15 protein-coding genes and 2 pseudogenes are annotated in these 20,942 nt (G+C 33.4%); 4 read left to right on the top strand and 13 right to left on the bottom strand.

Annotated features, from left to right (window positions below; genetic code table 11):
• The 4 genes and pseudogenes from FWJ34_RS04525 to FWJ34_RS04540 all read right to left on the bottom strand — a co-directional run.
• Positions 1-460: Uma2 family endonuclease (locus FWJ34_RS04525; RefSeq protein WP_308254138.1), on the bottom strand; the 460-nt coding region annotated here is incomplete at its 3' end.
• A gap of 19 nt (positions 461-479) precedes the next feature.
• Positions 480-665, bottom strand: a pseudogene (locus FWJ34_RS04530) (Uma2 family endonuclease); the annotation flags it as partial.
• 224 nt (positions 666-889) lie between these two features.
• On the bottom strand, positions 890-1,924 hold the full coding sequence (locus tag FWJ34_RS04535; RefSeq protein ID WP_308254139.1) for a glycosyltransferase family 2 protein: 1,035 nt from the start codon (positions 1,922-1,924) through the stop codon (positions 890-892).
• Between the two features lie 106 nt (positions 1,925-2,030).
• On the bottom strand, positions 2,031-4,502 hold the full coding sequence (locus FWJ34_RS04540) for an ATP-dependent Clp protease ATP-binding subunit (protein ID WP_308254140.1): 2,472 nt from the start codon (positions 4,500-4,502) through the stop codon (positions 2,031-2,033).
• Between the two features lie 430 nt (positions 4,503-4,932).
• On the opposite strand from FWJ34_RS04540, the gene FWJ34_RS04545 reads away from it, so the two are divergent.
• A complete protein-coding gene (locus FWJ34_RS04545; RefSeq protein WP_308254141.1) occupies positions 4,933-5,802 on the top strand; it encodes a formylglycine-generating enzyme family protein in 870 nt (289 codons plus the stop codon).
• A 58-nt stretch (positions 5,803-5,860) separates the two neighbouring features.
• On the opposite strand, the gene FWJ34_RS04550 is transcribed toward FWJ34_RS04545, so the two are convergent.
• From FWJ34_RS04550 to murI, 3 genes are all read right to left on the bottom strand, one after another.
• A complete protein-coding gene (locus FWJ34_RS04550; protein WP_308254142.1) occupies positions 5,861-6,610 on the bottom strand; it encodes an isoprenyl transferase in 750 nt (249 codons plus the stop codon).
• 264 nt (positions 6,611-6,874) lie between these two features.
• Positions 6,875-7,747 (bottom strand): sugar ABC transporter permease, encoded by an 873-nt coding sequence (locus tag FWJ34_RS04555; protein WP_308254143.1) that lies wholly within the window; start codon positions 7,745-7,747, stop codon positions 6,875-6,877.
• Between the two features lie 245 nt (positions 7,748-7,992).
• Positions 7,993-8,874: a glutamate racemase gene (gene murI / locus FWJ34_RS04560; RefSeq protein WP_308254144.1), complete on the bottom strand. Its 882-nt coding sequence runs from the start codon at positions 8,872-8,874 to the stop codon at positions 7,993-7,995.
• Between the two features lie 187 nt (positions 8,875-9,061).
• Between murI and FWJ34_RS04565 the strand changes: the two genes are divergently transcribed.
• Positions 9,062-10,045 (top strand): hypothetical protein, encoded by a 984-nt coding sequence (locus tag FWJ34_RS04565; RefSeq protein WP_308254145.1) that lies wholly within the window; start codon positions 9,062-9,064, stop codon positions 10,043-10,045.
• Here FWJ34_RS04565 and moaA read toward each other — a convergent pair.
• Both moaA and FWJ34_RS04575 read right to left on the bottom strand, forming a co-directional pair.
• A complete protein-coding gene (gene moaA, locus FWJ34_RS04570; RefSeq protein WP_308254146.1) occupies positions 10,028-11,017 on the bottom strand; it encodes a GTP 3',8-cyclase MoaA in 990 nt (329 codons plus the stop codon). The two genes, FWJ34_RS04565 and moaA, sit on opposite strands and share 18 nt — an antisense overlap.
• Before the next feature lie 134 nt (positions 11,018-11,151).
• Complete coding sequence (locus FWJ34_RS04575; protein ID WP_308254147.1) at positions 11,152-11,520, bottom strand: GUN4 domain-containing protein; 369 nt, start codon at positions 11,518-11,520, stop codon at positions 11,152-11,154.
• 97 nt (positions 11,521-11,617) lie between these two features.
• On the opposite strand from FWJ34_RS04575, the gene FWJ34_RS04580 reads away from it, so the two are divergent.
• Positions 11,618-14,200: a type ISP restriction/modification enzyme gene (locus tag FWJ34_RS04580; protein WP_308254148.1), complete on the top strand. Its 2,583-nt coding sequence runs from the start codon at positions 11,618-11,620 to the stop codon at positions 14,198-14,200.
• Here the strand turns inward: FWJ34_RS04580 and FWJ34_RS04585 are convergent.
• Both FWJ34_RS04585 and FWJ34_RS04590 read right to left on the bottom strand, forming a co-directional pair.
• Complete coding sequence (locus FWJ34_RS04585) at positions 14,136-14,723, bottom strand: hypothetical protein (protein ID WP_308254149.1); 588 nt, start codon at positions 14,721-14,723, stop codon at positions 14,136-14,138. The genes FWJ34_RS04580 and FWJ34_RS04585 overlap by 65 nt on opposite strands.
• Positions 14,724-14,891: 168 nt before the next feature.
• A pseudogene (locus tag FWJ34_RS04590) lies at positions 14,892-15,686 on the bottom strand (AAA family ATPase); the annotation flags it as partial.
• A 137-nt stretch (positions 15,687-15,823) separates the two neighbouring features.
• Here FWJ34_RS04590 and FWJ34_RS04595 point away from each other — a divergent pair.
• Entirely contained in the window at positions 15,824-16,558 is a 735-nt protein-coding gene (locus FWJ34_RS04595; RefSeq protein WP_396231664.1) for an Eco57I restriction-modification methylase domain-containing protein, read from the top strand.
• Positions 16,559-16,731: 173 nt separating this feature from the next.
• Here FWJ34_RS04595 and FWJ34_RS04600 read toward each other — a convergent pair whose 3' ends face one another.
• Together FWJ34_RS04600 and ppsA are read right to left on the bottom strand one after the other, a co-directional pair.
• Positions 16,732-17,043 (bottom strand): hypothetical protein, encoded by a 312-nt coding sequence (locus FWJ34_RS04600; protein ID WP_396231666.1) that lies wholly within the window; start codon positions 17,041-17,043, stop codon positions 16,732-16,734.
• 72 nt (positions 17,044-17,115) lie between these two features.
• On the bottom strand, positions 17,116-20,808 hold the full coding sequence (ppsA, locus tag FWJ34_RS04605; protein WP_308254152.1) for a phosphoenolpyruvate synthase: 3,693 nt from the start codon (positions 20,806-20,808) through the stop codon (positions 17,116-17,118).
• Between the last annotated feature and the right edge of the window lie 134 nt (positions 20,809-20,942).

Below are 20,942 nucleotides of genomic sequence, written 5' to 3' on the forward strand. Positions count from 1 at the left end.
GTTTTTGTTGAGGATTAATTAACCATCCTAGTTGTAATCCTGAGTCTAAATATTCTAACATTTTTTCTTGTAATGGTTTTAATCTATCACTTTTTGACCTTAATTCAATCACAAAATCAGGACAAATTGGCGGAAAACCTTCTTTTTCTTCTGGGCTTAATTTTTGCCATTTTTCTAAGGATACCCATGCTACATCAGGACTGCGATCGCCTCCATTTGGTAAACTAAATATAGTTGATGAACTAAAAACTTTGCCTAATTTTTTTTGACGATTCCAAATAATTAAATCACCAATTAAATCAGCTTCTTTTTCTCCACTTTCACCACCAACAGGGGGCATAATAATTAATTCTCCTCTTTGATTTCTTTCTAGTTGTAATTGTGGATTCTTCAGACAAAGTTGATGAAATTGCTCTTTATTTAAAGAAGTAACTGATTTGAGATTTAAAACAGTAGTCATAGTTTTTCTCTTTAAAATATTAATAATCTAAAGTTACATTTAATTCTGGTAAGATATTTTCCCCTGATAAATTAACGGGCATATCCACAATTTCTACTCCTTGATTAGGGCGATAAATTTCCACTTGTTTTTGTTGAGGATTAATTAACCATCCTAGTTGTAATCCTGAGTCTAAATATTCTAACATTTTTTCTTGTAATGATTTTTAGTAGAAAATGTTAAAATCTCAGTTTAACAATGGGTTTAAACTCCTTGCTTCCAAATTTTTGATGTTGATTTTGCCACGAATCATTTAGGATTGCTATATTAGACACGAGTGCAAAATAAAAATTAAAATCTATTTAAGGTGAGGAATCATCAATTTTAATAACCATTGCAAGAGTGCCCATTGCAAGAGTGCCCGACTTGGTGCAGAAGTCTATTCTTCTTTTATTTGTCTAAAAAAGGATAAGAAAACACTGTATTGATCCAAAAATCCATTAATAAATACGAAGGGTCATTATTTGGTTTTTTTTGTATAAATTGTCTAACCTTCCAAAGACAATAACATAAAACCCAAATTAAATCTGTTAATGCAGTATAAAACCAACCATAATTTTTGAGAAAATATCTGCGTCGAGAATCAAACCAATATTTTGGTCTTCTTTTTCGTTTATTATCTTTTTGATCAATACCTGAACTTTGTCCTACAAAATGAACTACTCTACTTTCAGGCACATACCAACAACTCCAACCTGCTTTTTTTGCTTGAAGACAAAAGTCCATTTCTTCACAATACATAAAATAACCTTCGTCTAGTAAACCAATATCTTTAAAAACCTCTCTCCGAATCATCATACTAGCACCAGAAACCCAATCAGTAACACAGTTTTCATCGGAAATCGGAAAAGTTACTGTCCATTGATTCAGTATTTTTGATACTATACCTAATCGTAATCCTGAATCTATTTCACTGAATAAAGTCCGAAAACGAAATGCTGAATGCTCTGGTGTAGCGTCTAAATACTCTAATCGACTTCCAGCGATACCAACGGTAGAATTTTGAGCCATAAATTCCATTAATATTTTGATCGCTTTCTCTCTTACAATCGTATCAGGATTGAGCAAAAGAATATATTTAGGTAAACTATTTGATTCTATCATCGGGCGAATAGCTAAGTTATTGCCATAGGAAAATCCGCCATTTATAGGAGAAGCAATTACAGATACCCATTTTTGCCAATTATTTGAGGCGATCGCAGTTTGAATTAAAGTAAGGGAATCATCTTCAGAATTATTATCAACTACGGCTACTTTTGCTGAGGGTAAATCTTGAATTTGTGGTAGTAAAGAATGTAAGCAATCAATTGTTAATTGAGGGGTGCGATAGTTAACTATTACGACTAATAAATCTAATAATTTGCTATGCAGATTATTTTCGACTTCTTTTTTGACGGGCATAGATTCTGAAAATTCTAAATTCATGATAGGAAAAATTATCGGCTCTTGAGGAGTTAGTATGCCACTAAATGAGTAAAAAAAAAGGTGAGACAATTCCCACCCCTTAAAATTTAGTTAATATCAGGTTTCCTTAGACAGTGGCTTTCACTAATAAAGGATTTGGTGTTTGAGTTTTAATGGCAACTTTTCCATCTTCGTCAATATCCACTATCGCTGTATCTCCTTCTTGAATACGTTTAGAAAGAATTTCTTCCGCTAATACATCCTCTAAAAGTCGCATAATCGCACGACGTAAAGGACGAGCCCCATAGGCAGGGTTGAAACCTTCTTCTACTAAACGCTCTTTGAATTTCTCTGTCACTTGTAAATGAATCTCTTTTTCCGTTAAACGAGCAAATACTTCTTTGAGTAAAATCTCAGAAATTTCTTTGACTTCTCCTTTATTAAGTTGACGGAAGACAATAATTTCATCAAGACGGTTGAGAAATTCAGGGCGGAAGTAGTTTTTCAATTCCTCATTAACTAAGGATTTAATCCGATTATATTGAGATTCGCTATGATCGCTTTCTAGTTCAAAACCTAATCCTCCGCCTCCTTTTTCAATTACTTTTGAGCCGATGTTGGAGGTCATAATCAATAAAGTGTTTTTGAAGTCAACAGTACGACCTTTAGAATCAGTCAAACGTCCATCTTCGAGGATTTGTAAGAGTAAGTTGAATACATCTGGGTGTGCTTTCTCAATTTCATCGAAAAGAACTACGGTATAAGGACGACGACGTACAGCTTCGGTTAATTGTCCACCTTCGTTATAGCCGACATAGCCAGGGGGAGAACCAATTAATTTGGATACTGTGTGACGTTCCATATACTCTGACATATCCAAACGAATCATTGCTTCTTCCGAACCAAAGAAATAAGTTGCTAAGGCTTTAGTTAGTTCAGTTTTTCCTACCCCCGTCGGTCCAGAAAAAATAAAAGATGCTATAGGACGGTTAGGATTTTTTAAACCTACTCTTGCTCGTCTGATAGCCCGTGAAATGGCTTTTACAGCGTCTTCCTGACCAATAATTCTCTGATGAAGAGTCTCTTCCATATGTAAGAGTTTATCCGCTTCAGATTCTGTTAATTTCTGAACAGGTACACCAGTCCAAGAAGCCACGATATGAGCAATTTCTTCTTCAGTGACAATGGGGTTATCTGTGACTTTAGGATTTTTCTTTTTCAGATCCGCTAAACCACGAATTTCGCTCTTGATTTCCATTTCTCGATCGCGCAATTCACCGGCTTTATCAAAGTCTTGAGATCTCACTGCCTCGTCTTTTTCTTTTAAAACCTGCCTCAATTCCTTATCTAACTCTTTTGCTTCTGCGGGTAACTGAGAATTCATCAAACGAACTCTTGAACCGGCTTCGTCCACTAAGTCAATGGCTTTGTCGGGTAAATAGCGATCGCTGATATAACGATCAGAAAGTTGAGCGGCGGCCCAGAGAGCTTCATCAGAAATTTTGAGCTTGTGATGTTGTTCGTAACGTTCCCGTAATCCGAATAAAATCTCGATAGTTTCTTCGACACTAGGTTCACCTACCATAACAGGCTGAAAACGTCTTGCTAAAGCCGCATCTCTTTCGATGTGTTTGCGGTATTCATCAAGGGTAGTAGCACCAATACATTGCAATTCACCCCTTGCTAAAGCAGGTTTAAGGATGTTTGCTGCATCAATAGCTCCTTCCGCAGCACCAGCACCAATTAAAGTATGAACTTCATCAATTACCAGAATAACATTTCCTGCCTGACGAATTTCCTCCATGATTTTTTTGAGTCGTTCTTCAAATTCCCCACGATATTTAGTACCGGCAACTAATAAGCCAACATCAAGGGTGACAACTCTTTTTTCTTCTAATAAATCAGGGATGTCTTTATTGGCAATTCGTTGAGCTAATCCTTCGGCAATGGCAGTTTTACCAACACCTGGTTCACCAATTAAAACGGGGTTGTTTTTAGTACGACGACCTAAAATTTGAATAACACGCTCAATTTCTTTTTGACGACCTACTACGGGATCTAATTTCCCCTCTGTCGCTAAAATGGTTAGATTTGAGCCAAACTCATCCAAAGTTGGAGTTTTATTTGAGCGATTACCACCTCCTACCCCCACAGGAGTAGTTTCGGTTTCCCCTAACATCCGAATAACTTGAGTACGAACTTTACCTAAGTCAACCCCAAGATTTTCTAAAACTCTAGCAGCAACGCCTTCTCCTTCACGGATTAAACCAAGAAGTAAATGTTCAGTACCAATATAGTTATGTCCTAATTGACGAGCTTCTTCTAAAGACAACTCTAATACTCGTTTAGCCCTGGGAGTAAAGGGGATTTCCACCGCTACAAATCCAGAACCTCGACCAATAATTTTTTCTACCTCGATCCGAGCATCTTTCAGGTTAACACCCATTGATTTAAGTACTTTGGCCGCTACACCAGTTCCTTCTCCAATCAAACCAAGCAATATTTGCTCAGTACCTACGAAGTTATGACCCAAGCGACGAGCCTCTTCTTGGGCTAACATGATCACCTTGATCGCCTTTTCTGTGAAGCGTTCAAACATAATTTTCTTTACTCACCCTATGCCACGTTTAATAGCTGATTTTAACACAGGATTAAGGTTAGTATGTGCCAATCGGTACGGTAATTAGTTCGGAAATCACTATTCCAGTGTATAAATATCTCCAAGAAGAGAATAAAATCAAGTAGAAAATAAAAAATATTCAGAGATTTTGTTAAAAAATATAATCTGAGTTAACTGCAATGTTATTTAATAATTAATATATTAACTTTCGTTGCAAAAAATCAATAAATTTTAAGGAAAATATCTTTTTAGATTAACTAATATTAAGGAGAAAGTTAATAGGTAAAATAGCTTATCATCTAAAGGAGATAACCTTTATCAATACTCAAGACTAATTAGTGTTATCTTTTGTTTAAGTATAAGGTAGAATTAATTAATCATTTCTAATAATTCTAAATAGCTTAAAGTTATGAATAATTTACAAAAATATAAATTTGAAGTTGTCACAATTAATTTAACAACCCCTTCTAATTCTTCTCAAGGAACTTTAACTTTTAATCGGGTAGAAAAAGAAACAGATTATTTAGAAATAGATTTAGGAAATAATCTAAAATTGGACATGGTGTCTATTCCTGAAGGAAAATTTATTATGGGAACTCCAGATATAGAACAAGGAAGAAGTATTGATGAAACACCTGAACATGAAGTCTCTATTGCCAAATTTTTTGTTAGTAAATATCCGATTACTCAAAGTCAATATTTAGCGATAATGAATGAAAATCCTTCTTTTTTTGTCGGGGAAAATAAACCAGTAGAAAATGTGTCTTGGTTTTCAGCTCAAAATTTTTGTGCTAAGTTATCACAGTTAACTGGTAAAAAATTTCGTTTATTGAGTGAAGCTGAATGGGAATATGCTTGTAGAGCTAATACTAATACTCCTTTTTATTTTGGCAGAACTATAACTCCAGAATTAGCTAATTATAAAGCAAGTTTTGGTTATGGTGATGGTGGTGGTGGTAAATGGAGACAAGAAACGACAGAAGTAGGGATTTTTTCTGCTAATAATTTCGGTTTATATGATCTTCATGGTAATGTATGGGAGTGGTGTGAGGATCATTGGCATGAAAATTATGATCAAGCACCGAAGGATGGTAGTGCTTGGTTAGAAACTGGAGAAAATTTAGATGAAGATTCCCCCAGAGTAATTAGGGGTGGTTCATGGGATGATACAGCTTATTATTGTCGTGCGGGGGTACGACTTTGGACTTTACCACAATTCAAGGGTAAATTAATTGGTTTTCGGGTTGCCTTTGATTATAATGAAGAATTTAGAATTTAAAAAATTGAGGATCGTTGCCCATTGCCTATTGCCTGAAGAATTTAGAATTTACCATTAATTAATTTAATTTGCCAAAACGGCGATCGCGCTTTTGATAATCCAATAAAGCCCGATGAAATTCCTGACGGTTGAAATCAGGCCATAGAGTTTGAGTTACATAAATTTCTCCGTAAGCCATTTGCCATAAAAGGAAATTACTTAAACGCATTTCTCCACTGGTGCGAATTAATAAATCAGGGTTGGCAATTCCTCCGGTATAAAGGTAATTTTCTAATAATTCTTCGTTAATATCATCTAACTGTATTTTTTCTTCCTTGACTAAAGATGCGATGCTCTGACAAGCATGGATAATTTCTTGACGGCTACCATAATTTGTCGCAATATTAAATTGAATACCTTTATTCTGGCTAGTTTTTCCCATAGCATGAGCGATTTCTGACTGTAAAGAGTCTGGTAAAGCTTTTAAATCACCGATAAAACGAATTTTGACATTTTCGGCCATCATTTCTTCTAATTCACGACGCAAAACTCTTTCAAACAAAGTCATTAAAAATTCTACCTCATGGGCAGGTCTTCCCCAATTTTCTGTAGAAAAAGCATAAGCCGTTAAAATCTTAACACCCCAATCATCACAACAACGCAATAAATCTTTAAGTGCATCAACCCCCTTCTGATGCCCTATAATGCGGGGAAAACCTCTACTTTTTGCCCAACGCCCATTACCATCCATAATTACGGCTACATGAGACGGAATTCTTTGTCTATCTAAATCTAAAGGTAATTCAATTAAACTTTGTTGAACACTCATGGGGAATTAATAATAAAATTTTAGAGGCTTTAAAGATAAATAAGAACAATTAAGTTAAATTCTATCTTGATTGTTACATTTAAGTCTATGAAAAATACAAAAACGTCCCTAACAAACCAATTGATTTAATTAACTAAGTAACTAGACGCATCTAAGTTGACTGGTGAAGGTGGGTAATGGGCAATGGGCAATGGGCACTCTTGTAATGGGCAACGGGCAACGATGCTCAATTTTCTAAATTCTAAATTCTTCAGGCAATTTTACTTACTCTTTCCAAATTATGAGTTGAATTGAAACGAGAATAAAGGCGATTATCAATAAAATACTGGTAGAAGCGGCGGCATAACCAAAGTTAAATTGGCGAAAGGCTTCTTCATAGATATAGTAAGCAAGTATATTGGTAGAGTTAGATGGTCCGCCGTTGGTGATGATATATACTTGTTCAAAAGATCGAAATGTGAAAATAGCAGTGGTTATGGTAGTAAAGATTAAGGTTGGTTTTAATCCGGGTAAAGTTATATACCAAAGTTTTGCCCAAAATTTTGCCCCGTCTAATTCAGCCGCTTCGTAGTGATTTTTGGGAATGGTTTGTAATCCTGCTAAAAATACCACTAAGTTAAAACCGATTTGTCGCCATGTGCTGAAGATTATTAACACAGGCATCGCCCAAATGGTACTATTTAGCCAAGGTATGGGGTTTATATTCAGTTGTGATAATAATTGATTAATCGGTCCGTTGTTTTGAAATAACCAGCGAAATCCTAAACCCATTGCCACTAAGGATGTAATACTAGGTATAAAGTATGCTGTGCGGAAAAATCCCCTTAAAATGATTTTTTGATTTAATAAGATACTTAATCCTAATGGAATTAAAATACTGGGAATTATTGTGGCCATCGCAAAGTAAAAAGTATTAAAAATTATTTGTCGAAAATCTTGATCTATTAGTAATCGTTTATAGTTTGCTAATCCGATCCATTTTTGACTAACTAAACTACCATTGGTGAAACTAAGATAAATAAGAGAAAGAATGGGGATAAATAAAAAGATGGTTAATAAGATTAAAGCTGGTGCTAAAAATAACCATGGGATGATATTAGATTGATTAAGTCGGTTAATAAATTTTATATTTTTCAAGGATACTAGCGGTTTTCACTTGTAGGAGTTAAATTAAATTTTTTAGTTCAAAAATAGTAAACATTTACTATTAGTTTTCTCGTCAATTTATGGTGGGGCGTTGAATTAGTTAAAACCATTGGTAGATTTGCTTCGGGGTAGAGGTTAAATTAGGTTAGTGAAAACCAAAACAAGTGGCAAAAAATAGGACAAAAAAATATAGTAAATCTTTTGCTATTGTTGAAGATAGGTTTATGTTAGTTGCTTTAGGCAATTAAACTTTCAGCGTAAAAATGATCATTCATTTGTATAACTTCTGGTGAGATTTGATTATTGATACTTTGAGGAATAGAAGATAAATAAATTTTTTCGACTTGAGGAGTAAATCCTAACCATTGTTTAGAAATTTTAGCAAAATCCTCTGGCTCACCACTAACACAAAAACGAGTTGGTAAAAGGGTATGATGATTTCGTAGATTCATTAAATCTAATTCTCTTTCTGTTGCCCTAACAACATAATCCGCAGGATCAATTAATTTAACTGATGAGGGTAAAATTTCTTTGAATAAACCTTGTAAATGAGGATAATGGGTACAACCATAAATAAGAGCATCAATTTGATTCCTGATTAAAGGCTCTAAATATTCTTGGGCTACTTTTTTAGTATAAGGATCATAAATACGATTTTGCTCAATCAGAGGCACAAATTCAGGGCAACCAACTTGCCACACGTCAACTTGAGGATTAATTTCTTGAATAGCGTTACGATAAGCATTACTTTTGGCAGTGGCTACGGTAGAAATAACACCAATTTTTTTCCCTTGCTTAACGGCACCTTTTGCACCCGGATGAATCAACCCTAAAATCGGAAAGTCATATTCGGATTGTACTTCTTCTAAGGCTAAAGCTGAACTGGTGTTACAAGCCATGATCACCATTTTAACATCCTGATCTTGCATCCAATCAAGAATTTCTCTGACAAATAAAATGATTTCTTGACGAGAACGAGTACCATAGGGAAGACGTTGAGTATCGGCAAAATAAAGGATAGATTCTTGAGGCAAATGACGATAGAGTTTGCTTAGTACAGTTAAACCACCAACACCACTATCAAAAACACCAATTCTATTACCGAAAGAATTTTTCATATTATTATTATTGCATTTAAAATTATCTTAATTTAAGCAAAAGTACTTAGAAATGTAAATAGATTTATCAAAACAATTAGGATTAATGAATCGGAAATGGGCAATTAGTATTACTGCTTGTAAGTAAATGCGTTTTATCTGACTGAATGTTATAATTATTCTTAGTCAATGCTCTTGTGTTTTACAGATGACAAAAGATCCTTATTTTCAATCAAAACCTTGGTGGAATCGTCCTCTTGTGGGTAATGTAAGTATTATAGAAAGAATTTTGGGGGCCTTGAATCCACAAAAAGTACCTGAGTTAGCATTATCCTTACACGACACAGAATTAGAAGAATTAAGAAAATTTGAGCCGACTTTGCGAATGCTTGATAATGATCAATATGTACCTGAATTTCTTTATTTCATCAATATTAAACAGAAATTAGAAAAAAATATAGATGATTATAAAGGAATACACATATTTGTCAAAATTTTCACTTTTGCGATTAAACATATTAATGATTTTCGTACTATTAGAAGAATTGAATTAGATTTTCAGGGTAAAACTCAACTAGATTTATACCAGTTTATTGAAGAACAATTAAATAATAATTCTGATCCTCTACTTTTTAAACAACTTGTTAATATAGAAATTGAAGAACTTTTAAGTATCATTCGTAATGAGCCTACTAAAAAAGCACTTTTATCATATCAAATGGCTTTAAATAATATTAATATAGATCAAATTGGTTTAAATTTGTTACTTTTATTCAAAAAATATCAAATATCTGATTATACAATATTTAATACTATTAATGAAATTCTTAAACAGTTTAAAAAACAAGATTTAACTAATTTAAAAGCCTTAGTTTTAATTGTCAAAGTTAATTACGAAGAATTAGATAAAATAGGAAAATTAATTGGTATTAGTCATAATGAAGATGCAGTAATTACTTATGCAAAAATCATTCAATATATAGCTTTATCTAACCGTTATGACAATATTATTTATCGTTTTCAACAATTATTAGATAGTATTGATAAATGGCATAAACATTATCAAACTGTATTAGAAATTAGACAAAAATATCCTAGTCATAAATATAAAGTTTCTCCTAAATTTATCGAAGTTATACCCGGAGAATCCATCTATTTTAAGTATCAAGATTATTTAACCGCCGATTTGTGACATGGTACGCTGATAAGTATTATTTTTTGTGCCTGAATCTCTTTCTTTAAAATTAATTTCTGGTTTTAATAATAACAACTGGGCTACTTTTTCTACAATTATTTCAGTTTTGATTCCTTTTCTTAAAGCCGTTTTTAAATCAATTTCTCCCGTTTCATTTAGTAAACAAGGACGTAGAATACCACTTGATGATAATCGCATCCTATTACAGCGATCGCAAAAACATTCAGACATTTGGGAAATAAAGCCTAAAGTACCTTTACTGTAGGGAATTTTAAACACATCGGCTGGCCCATTCCCTTTAATATTAGCAGATTCTAAACCCCATTTATCTTTAATTTGTTGCCGAATTTCCGACGAAGGAATCCATGCTTTTTCAGAAAATAATTGACTGTTACCAATAGGCATAAACTCAATAAATCTGACGTGCCAATTACGTTCAATAGTTAAAGCCGCTAAGTCTAAAATTTCATGATCATTAACTGATGGAATAATTACTACATTTAACTTTAAAGGATTAAATCCTACTTTATAAGCAGTCTGTATTCCTGTCCAAGTTTTTTGCCAACGACTTTTATATTTATTACCAATAATTTTATCAAAAGTTTGGGGATTTAGAGAATCTAAACTGATATTAATTCGCCGTAATCCGGCATTAAATAGTAATGGTGCTTTTTCTGATAATAAATAACCATTAGTAGTTAAAGATAAGTCTTGAGTTTGCGGTAAATTAATAATTTCTTTGACAATTTCTGGCAAATCTGGACGTAATAAAGGTTCGCCTCCTGTTAAACGAAATTTAGTAAAACCTAAAGGAATAAAAACCTCTTTTAATAAAATTAATAACTCGGATTTTGTTAATATTTCTGAAGATAAAAAATAGCTTAATTCTTTTTCTTCAGGCATACAATATTGACACCTAAAATTACATTTATCTATTAAACTAATCCGTAAATAATCTATTTTATTCATAACATTTTGCCCTAGTTAGTGCATTTTCTTACAATTATAAAACATTTTAAAGCAACATCTACTTCTCATTATCAGGACAATTATTCTACCGTTGTAATAAATAATCCCTATCCAGCACTGGCAAATCGAGACGACTAATATATATTAAAAGTAGTAGATATAAGCCATGTTAGAGGTAAATGTCCTTTTGGTGCATTATTGGTAAGATTAATATCCTCAATTTTAATCCAATGATCTTCCTTTTTCCATCCCACAACTTTCGCTAGACGAAAATAGTGATATTCAACCTCATGATAAATATGATGAATAATACTAAAATCAAAATGATTTTTACTTGCTTTTAACCAAAGTGTATTTATTATTTTTAAATTATTACAGGAAAATTTTTGAATATCCCATTTAGTTAAAAGAATCTCGTTTCGGTTTTCCACTCCGGCTATTTTTAGCATTAATTTTCTTGTTTTAATATCAGCTTTTCGCCAACACTGGCGCCGCTCGATCAAACTATCAGATTATAAATCAAGTTTGTAGTTCTGGCTTTAGCCATTTATCCATCAGCTTTAAAAGGCTTATTATGACAAAATTTATTCAAGGTTTCTAATGTTCAAAAAATACTTAGAAAATATAGCTAAAACGTGCTTTCATGGTGATCAAAGAGAAGAAAGTTTTTATCCTGCCATTGCCAATTTAATTACAGAATTTGCCAATTCTCTTAATAAGAAAAAAGTTAGTATCACTATTTTACCGAAAAAAACCGAAGCAGGAAATCCAGATTTTCGAGTATGGGATGGAGAACATGAAATTATCGGTTATATTGAAGCAAAAATTCCTAATACAGACTTAGATAAAACTGAAAATTCCGAGCAGTTGAAACGCTATTTAAGCATCTTTCCTAACGTTATTTTAACTAACTTTTCTGAGTTTAGATTATATCGTCAAGGAGAGTTAATTAAAAAAGTTACCATCGGTAGATATTTTGTTACCGACAAATTAAAAACCATTCCGCCCCTCGAAAATCAACAGGATTTTGAGAACCTATTAACCAGATTTTTTGATTTTTCTTTACCGAAAATATTTACGACAGAAAGTTTGGCTATCGAACTGGCAAAAAGAACCAAATTTTTAAGGGATGAAATCATTACTAATGAGTTAAAAAATGAAGATAAGAAAAACTATATTAAAGGATTTTATCAGGCTTTTCAACAATATTTAATTGCAGGATTAGCTGAGAGTGAATTTGCCGACTTATACGCCCAAACTATCACCTATGGATTATTTACAGCGAAAACGAGAGCAAAAGAAAACGAGATATTTAGTCGCAAAAATGCCATCGAAAATATACCACCTACCATCGGAATTTTAAGAGATATTTTTGAGTATATTTCTTTAGGTAAATTATCTATCCAAATGGAAACAATTATTGATGATATTGCCGAAGTTTTAAGGGTAGCTGATGCCGGTAAAATTTTACAGGAATTTTATCAAAAAGGCAAAGGAGAAGATCCCATTATACATTTTTACGAGACTTTTTTAAACCAATATGATCCCACTACCCGTGAAAAAAGAGGCGTTTATTATACTCCCTCAGCAGTAGTAAAATATATCGTTAATTCTGTAGAAGAAATCTTGAAAAAAGACTTTGATAAAATCGGTTTTGCTGATCATACCGTAAAAGTGCTTGATCCTGCTGGTGGTACGTTAACTTTCTTAGCTGAAACAGTGAAAAAAGCCTTAACAACTTTTGTCGAATACTTCGGTAATGGCAACCAAAAAAGTTTTATTAAAAAGCATATTTTACAGAATTTTTACGGTTTTGAATTAATGATGTCACCTTATGCGATCGCCCATTTAAAAATGTCTTATTTACTGCAAGAATATGGCTATAATTTTGAAGATGTCGATCGATTTCAGCTATATTTAACCAATACCTTAGATGCCAAGATGGTAGAAATTCCCCAGTTACCCGGCTTGTCATCCCTTGCAGAAGAAGCAACAGAAGCAAACTTAATCAAAAAAGAAACTCCCGTTTTAGCGATTATTGGCAACCCTCCTTATTCCATCGCTTCCTATAACAAATCTGAATTTGAAACGGAAATAATGAAACTTTATAAAGAGGATGTAAAAGACGAAAAAAATATCCAAATTTTATCCGATGATTATATTAAATTTATCCGTTATTGTCATTGGAAAATTGAACAATCTGGAAGCGGAATTGTGAGTTTAATTACGAAAAATACTTATCTTAATATTATGGCGGCGAAGGGATTACGCAAACAATTATTACTTACTTTTGATGAGATTTATATTCTTAATTTACACGGCAAATTATACGAAAAAACTCCAGAAGGTGAAAAAGATGATAATGTTTTTGATATTAGAGTAGGCACGGCTATTATATTTTTAATCAAAAAAGAAGCTAAGAAAAAAACTACCTACGGAAAACTTTTTTATCAAGATTTATACGGTATTCGCTCTTTAAAATATGACTATTTAAACAGTAATAATATCTTAACTTCTTTCAGAAAAGAGGATGAAATAACCATCGATGAAAAGCATTTTTTCTTTGAGAGAAAGAATTTTACTAATGCTGATTTATATAACTCATTTTGGGCAATTAATGAGATTTTTGATAAAAATACCAGTGGAATAAAAACCCATCGAGATCATTTTATTATTGCTGATAAAAAAGATAAATTAATGTCAAGGTTAAGAAATTTTATGACTTTTGATCAAGACTTAATTAAACAAACTTATAATCTTGATAATTCAGAGTCTTTTAATATCGATAAAATTAAAGCAAAATTTCAAACTATTGATGAAAGTTTATTTTATACTTACTTTCATAAACCTTTTTATTATCGTCAAATTTATTATGAAAGTTTATTCATTGACAGAGATAGAAAAGCTGTAATGATGAACTTTATTAACGATGATAATTTAGGCTTAATTCTTAAAAAAAGACATACTGACAATATTTATAATCATTGTTTCATAACTAATAGTTTAAGTGATATAAATTTTTTAGGAGGGCAATCTTATGTATTTCCCTTATGGATTAATCGCAGTGAAGCAGAAATTAATCAAGATTTATGTGATAAACGAAAAAGAATATCTAACCTTAATCCCCAATATGAGCAACTTTTAGAAAACACCTATCAAAGAGAGAATATAACGCCGAATTGAGAATGCACATATCTTCTCCTGATGGACTTAAAACGAATAAACCTTGACTGAAAGCATAATTTGCCACTTCCTCTGTAACTACCATCCCCGCCACAGCCCCTAATGCCTTCATCTTTTGATAACGGGGCATCAATCGTTTAAATTTGTCTAACCTCTCTAAATGCTCATCCACATCTTTTTGAGTTAGTTTACTTTTTACTTCTACTAGCACTACTTCCGTGTCATTCACCACTAATAAATCAATTTCCAATCCCCCTTCATCTCTTTTTACCGACACATCGGCTTGTAATTCATGAACATTGATACCTCGTTCTTGAAATAATCGTACTGCACTAGGGCGTACTTGCCATTCCACAAACTCCCCTAGACGATTGCCTAGTTTCCCAATTTGTTGATTGACTTGCTTAATTTGTCGATCAGTTTCCCGAAAACGCAGATCGGTTTCTTGAAAACGTCGCTCTGTTTCTTTTTGTGCTTGTGTTAATTCAGCTAATAATTGCCAGACATCATTGGCAGTAGTCATGTTTTTTCTTTCTCAACTCTATCTAAGCTAATTCTATTTTAAGTCCAATTCCTATTTAATTGCACTCGATCAAACTACGAACCTCAATTTATTTTCTCTTGAAGCTAACAAAAATTAGCTTACTTATTGTTCTGCAATATTTTATTAGTCTAAAGTACAGTTATTAATTTTATTTTGTAACAAAAGGTAATTGTCAGGCATAATTGATGCTTCTACTTTTTCCAGACGAGGAATACGAAAGGAAAGAATTTCTAATATTTCATTTAATCTTTCTGGATGCTCTTCCTTTAGATATTGAATAACATTAGGTAAATTATCTCCCGTAGGAGTTAATCTTTCTTGGGCACCAGCTTCAGGACGAGTTCGAGTATTATCAGCACTAATATAAGATAAATACCAACTGGTAATAAACTTCCGTAAAGCACTAACCCGTGGATGTTTAGAGAACTGTCCTAAAGTATTCACCGCTAAAAATTCTGACGATTCCAATTTTTCTGAAATACGTTCATTTTCAGCCTCGGGAGTATCACCACTAACAACTTGTCCTTCTCCTTTTTTAAAGTCTAAAAAGCGAAAAGGTTTACCACCTCTTCCTCTTGTCCACTGTAACCATTCTTCAGCTACAAAAGGGCGATTATTTTCTTCTGCGATCGCCAAATGATATGTGATGATTGGTGATTTTTTCGGATGATATTCTTCTCTATATTTTATCTCAATTACAATACATCCTTCGCTACCCCTAGTACGCAATTCTCGAAATCGTCCCCGTCTATCCCATGCCGTTCTTAAACTTTCTGTAAAACATTCTGATAAAAAAGCAAAAACATCAAATATAGTAGATTTTCCACTGCCATTTGCCCCCAAAAATACTGTTAAAGGAGTAATCTCTTTTAATTCAAGGTTATGTAAAGCTCGATAATTTTGGACTTTTAGAGATTCTATTCTAGGAATATTTTGTTGCATCTTCTTGATGAGTGGGCAAGGCTTCATAATTTGACCCTACCCAAATATTATAACTATTTATTTGCGTCTAGTCTTTCTTCTAGTTTGGCAATATCGAGTAAGGTTAAAAGATAATTACAAACTTTATTGAAAATAATATATATTTTATTGATATTGATCTGACTATGCTCAAAAAAACTAGAGAGAATATTTATAATTTATATAAAATATTATTTAGTCAAGAATTTAAAGGAAAACTTAATAGTTATTGCACAGATTTTACTATTTTAAAAAGAGACTTATTCAGCAACTTATCAGAATTTATATATATATATGATTCCTGTGATTATGTTATAGGAAATCCCCCTTATATATCTTTATACGGTAGAAGAGATAAGAAAAAAAATGAAAGCCAAAGACAATTTTACTTAGACAATTATCAACAATTTCCTACTCATGTTAAAAATGGAAAAATTAATTATATAATGTTATTTATTGAGCAAGGAATAAACTTTTTAAAACAAAATGGAGTTTTATCATTTATCGTTGATATAGCTTTTTTTGAAACAGCATATCAATATTGTCGCCAATATTTAGTACAAAATTATACGATCGAAAAATTAGTATATAATCTAAAAGTTTTTGATAATGTAACAAGTGGACAAATACTTATAGAAATAAAAAAAAATAAACCTTTATTGAATCATCAAGTTAATCTGATTGATTATGACACAAATAATATAAATTTAATATCTCAATCCCATTGGGATAATCCCCAAGATGAATTTAGATTTAGATTACCTAATTCTTCTGATTTAACCCCCATAATTAATAAAATTTTTGATAAACAAGATAAGACATTAAAAGACATTAGGAAAACAACCACAAATTAAAATAGCTGATCTTTATCAAATATTTATTCCTAATAATTATATTTTACAGCAACAAATAGTTCAATTAGTGGAACTTATTTACGATAATTCGTCAATGACAGAAAGTTATAAAAATGATATTGATCAATTATTATTTGATTATTATGAATTAAGTAATGAAGATATTAACTTAATTAACCAGTGTATTGAATCTTTTTGATGATGGTTTCTTCTGAGATAGCATTTTGTTGTTTTAATGATAATTTTTTACTTTCTATTTCTTCTAATCTTTTTTGTGTTTTTTGAAGTTGTCTGATTAAACCTTCTCTGATTTTTTCCATTAAAAGTTCAATAAATTCATCCCTTGTGCGGTAAACTGGTTCAGCAGATATGTTAACTTGAAGTTGATTTGTTGATGTTCTTCTCACACTAGGACTTATATCTTTTAAAAAATATGCTTTGAAGTTAAAAAATAGATAATTGTTCAGATTTATTAGATTACTTATTTATTTGGTTTGTAGTGAGGGCTTAAGCCCTCATTGTGATCATTAATTAGTAAATCTCTAATGATTAGCTAATTATTTAGCGTCTAATCTTTCTTCTAATTTGGCAATATCAAGCAAGGTTTTTAGTAAAGAATCAGGGTTTAAACTGATGGAATCAATACCTAATTCCACTAAGAAACGGGCAAATTCAGGGTAATCGCTAGGTGCTTGTCCACAAATACCGATTTTACGGTTATTACGTTTCGCTTTTTCAATTACCATCGCTACCATATCTTTAACTGCTTGGTTGCGTTCATCGAAAATGTGTGCTACTAAGGAGGAATCTCGATCGAGCCCTAAAGTTAACTGAGTTAGATCATTTGAACCAATGGAGAAACCGTCAAAGATTTCGCTATATTGATCTGCTAAGATGACGTTACTAGGAATTTCACACATTACATAGACTTGTAAGCCATTTTCACCCCGTTTTAAGCCATGTTTTTCCATCTCTGCTAAGACTCGACGACCTTCGTAGGGAGTGCGACAGAAAGGAATCATCGGAATTACGTTAGTTAAACCCATTTCGTCACGGACACGTTTTAAGGCTTTACACTCTAAACCGTAGGCATCCCGATATTTTTCATCGTAGTAACGAGACGCACCACGCCAACCAATCATAGGGTTTTCTTCTTTGGTTTCAAAATCTGCACCACCTAACAGGTTAGCATACTCGTTAGATTTGAAGTCAGACATCCTTACTACCACTGGATTCGGATAGAAAGCGGAGGCGATCGTCCCTACACCTTGGGCGACTTTATCTACAAAGAAATCAGCTTTATTTTCGTAACCTAAAGTTAACTGGGCAATCTCTTTCTTAACGGATTCATCAGTTAATTCATCGTATTTCATCAACGCTAAAGGATGCGCTTTAATATGATTAGCAATAATGAACTCTAAACGGGCTAAACCAACACCATCGCAAGGAATGGAAGCTAATTTGAAGGCTTCTTCCGGATTACCCACATTCATCAAAATTTTGGTGTGAGTTTTGGGTAAATTGTCTAGTTGTGTTTCGATAATATCAAAAGGTACTAAACCAGAATACACTCGTCCTTCTTCACCTTCAGAGCAAGACACGGTAATATCTTGACCAGTTTTTAATATACCAGTAGCATTACCACAACCAACGATCGCCGGTATGCCCATTTCACGGGCGATAATAGCGGCGTGACAGTTACAAACTAAGATGGGAGTATATTTACTGGTAAAGACTAAATAGTTATGGTGATTAGCTACGGTAATATTATAAACGTCAGCAGGTTGAGGTTCACTAACTTTAATTATCCGTTGCATTCTGACATCACTATCTAATAATGATTCATAGCCACCAGTTTCACGGAGTTGTTTTTCACTAATGAGTAAGTTTTTATCTTTACGCAGTTTTAGTTGCCCTGTAACATCCTCTGATAATAGTTGAGAGGCACTGAAAAAGCGAGTTTGAATTTGACGAGGGGTAATATCTCCTTTGACTCGTTGGGTATATTGTAAAATTTCCTCTAGTTTTTCGACGATTTGAACGTTATGAATGTTACGATTTCGAGTAACTTGAGGTACGGTGTTAATTTTCAAACAAGCAATGATTACCCCTTGTAGTAAGTTTTCTTCGGAGATGTAAATATTGATGCGGTTTTTGTGATAGCATCCATCACCGTCTATAACTCCTGCGAGGAAATGATAAGCAAATTCGGTACTATTTGTTAATAGTTGTTGGGTGATACTTGCTTCTTGGGCTTGTAAATCTTGGGCGATCGATTTAGAATGTAAACGATAGGCGGTAGCTTGTCCTGTTATTTTCTCTCCTCGAATATAACCCGATGACTCTGCTTTAAGATGAGGGGTAAAGGATTTACCATAAACCGTTGTCATCTTTTCATTCATGGTGGCGATGAAAGCTTCTTTTTCAGGAGTTTCTTTTTGGATAAATTGCACTTCTCCTCGATTACCCCGTAGATATACTCCACCATCCGTAATAATACCACCGAGTAAGTAAGCTAAATCCACATCTCCACGGGTGTTATTCACTGGTAAAGTAGGAACATTTTGAGATACTAACACCATTTCTTTTTGGCTTAACATCTCTTGAATTTCCGTTTTCACATATTCCCCTTGACGGAGATTGACCATTTTATGATCGGGAGTTACACTGAGAATGTTATCTAAAACTCGACCCGTTTGAGAAACGCTGACTGTCATTAAGTTCGATCGACGTTTCATCACATCTAATATGGGTTTCCACTGCATTTTCTGAGTTTCAGGATTGAAAGCAATAGTCGATAAACCTTGATAACCTTGATCATAGATTTCTTTTAAGCTCATGAAACCTTGATTGGTGAGAATTTTTGTATTACCATCAAAACAAGTTCTTCCCCCTTGGTTAGTGACGATCGCACTAGCTTTTTTCATGATGGGCTCCCAATCGGGATCGGTTTTGTTAGTTACAAGTACTTCACCCGCTTTAAACTCACCAATTTTGTGTACATCAAGGATAACACGAGCTTGACCTTGACCGATCATTTCACCCACCGCACGACCAGTAACAAGTATTTCACTTGTACCTTTCAATTTATAGTCCCGGAGGACACTACCTGATTTTTGCGATTGTACCGTCTCTGGACGGGCTTGTACGATGAACAATTGACCTGTTTGACCATCTTTCGCCCATTCAATGTCCATCGGGCTATTTTGACCACGTTTTTCGCTATAATGATCTTCGATAATACAAGCCCATTTGGCAAGGATTAAGGCTTCCTCATCGGTGATGGAATATTTGAGGCGCTCTGATTCGGAAACGGGAACGTTTTTGACTTGTTTACCACCGCCTAAATCATACACCATTTTGATCTCTTTCGAGCCAAGACGTTTATTTAAAATAGGTTTAAAGCCTTGTTTAAGAGTAGGTTTGAAAACAAAAAATTCATCGGGGTTGACAGCACCTTGTACCACGTTTTCCCCTAAACCATAAGCGGAAGTAACGAAGGCGGCATCTTTAAAGCCTGTTTCCGTGTCGATACTAAACATAACCCCAGATGATGCTAAGTCTGATCGTACCATTTTTTGCACACCTACGGATAAGGCTACCTCAAAGTGATCAAAATTTTTCACTGTGCGGTAAGATATAGCTCGATCGGTGAAAATAGAGGCAAAACATTTATGACAAGCATCTAAGACGTTTTTAACACCATGAACATTAAGGTAGGTTTCTTGTTGTCCAGCAAAACTAGCGTCGGGTAAGTCTTCAGCCGTTGCAGAAGATCTAACGGCTACATCGGTATCATAGGAGCAGTTGCGCAAACGCATCATTTCTTCTTCATCTTCGGTGGTACAAAGATTAGGATTATTACCATAACGTTGACAGAGTTTAAAATAAGCCTCAGAAATAGCTAAATCTAACTCTTTAGGGAAAGGGGTATTTAATACTAAAGCACGCGCTTGTCTGCCAACGGCTTGTAAATTGGGCAAATTTTCTACATCTAAATCGGCAAAAATTTTGCGAAGTTGTTCTTCTAACCCAGCTTTTTTGACAAAGTAACGATAAGCATAAGCAGTGGTAGCAAATCCTGTAGGTACATTAACACCCTTTGCCGTCAATTGTTGGATCATTTCTCCTAAGGAAGCATTTTTACCCCCTACCATTGGCACATCTTCGATACCAACTTCTTCAAACCACAAAACAAATTTTTCTTGTTTGGTTGTAGCTTCAATTGTTTCGAGAGCAGTACTTACCATAATAATTAATCTCCTTAAATTATAAAATCAAAAACAGCTTAGAAAATCAGGGTTAATTTCTATCCCTATTCTGAAAAGTTATTTTCTGCTTAATGTTTGTTTAAGATTTCTTTTTTTTTGCGATAACAAATATT

Origin of the sequence: Geminocystis sp. GBBB08 (assembly GCF_016743215.1) — a bacterium.
Lineage (GTDB): Bacteria > Cyanobacteriota > Cyanobacteriia > Cyanobacteriales > Cyanobacteriaceae > Geminocystis.

What these genes read in the sequence shown, in the direction of transcription:
- murI (WP_308254144.1), bottom strand. Translation starts at nt 8,874, where the DNA reads ATGAAAAATTCTTTCGGTAATAGAATTGGTGTTTTTGATAGTGGTGTT.
- FWJ34_RS04580 (WP_308254148.1), top strand. Translation starts at nt 11,618, where the DNA reads ATGTTCAAAAAATACTTAGAAAATATAGCTAAAACGTGCTTTCATGGT.
- FWJ34_RS04585 (WP_308254149.1), bottom strand. Translation starts at nt 14,723, where the DNA reads ATGACTACTGCCAATGATGTCTGGCAATTATTAGCTGAATTAACACAA.
- FWJ34_RS04545 (WP_308254141.1), top strand. Translation starts at nt 4,933, where the DNA reads ATGAATAATTTACAAAAATATAAATTTGAAGTTGTCACAATTAATTTA.
- FWJ34_RS04550 (WP_308254142.1), bottom strand. Translation starts at nt 6,610, where the DNA reads ATGAGTGTTCAACAAAGTTTAATTGAATTACCTTTAGATTTAGATAGA.
- FWJ34_RS04565 (WP_308254145.1), top strand. Translation starts at nt 9,062, where the DNA reads ATGACAAAAGATCCTTATTTTCAATCAAAACCTTGGTGGAATCGTCCT.
- ppsA (WP_308254152.1), bottom strand. Translation starts at nt 20,808, where the DNA reads ATGGTAAGTACTGCTCTCGAAACAATTGAAGCTACAACCAAACAAGAA.
- FWJ34_RS04535 (WP_308254139.1), bottom strand. Translation starts at nt 1,924, where the DNA reads ATGAATTTAGAATTTTCAGAATCTATGCCCGTCAAAAAAGAAGTCGAA.
- moaA (WP_308254146.1), bottom strand. Translation starts at nt 11,017, where the DNA reads ATGAATAAAATAGATTATTTACGGATTAGTTTAATAGATAAATGTAAT.
- FWJ34_RS04540 (WP_308254140.1), bottom strand. Translation starts at nt 4,502, where the DNA reads ATGTTTGAACGCTTCACAGAAAAGGCGATCAAGGTGATCATGTTAGCC.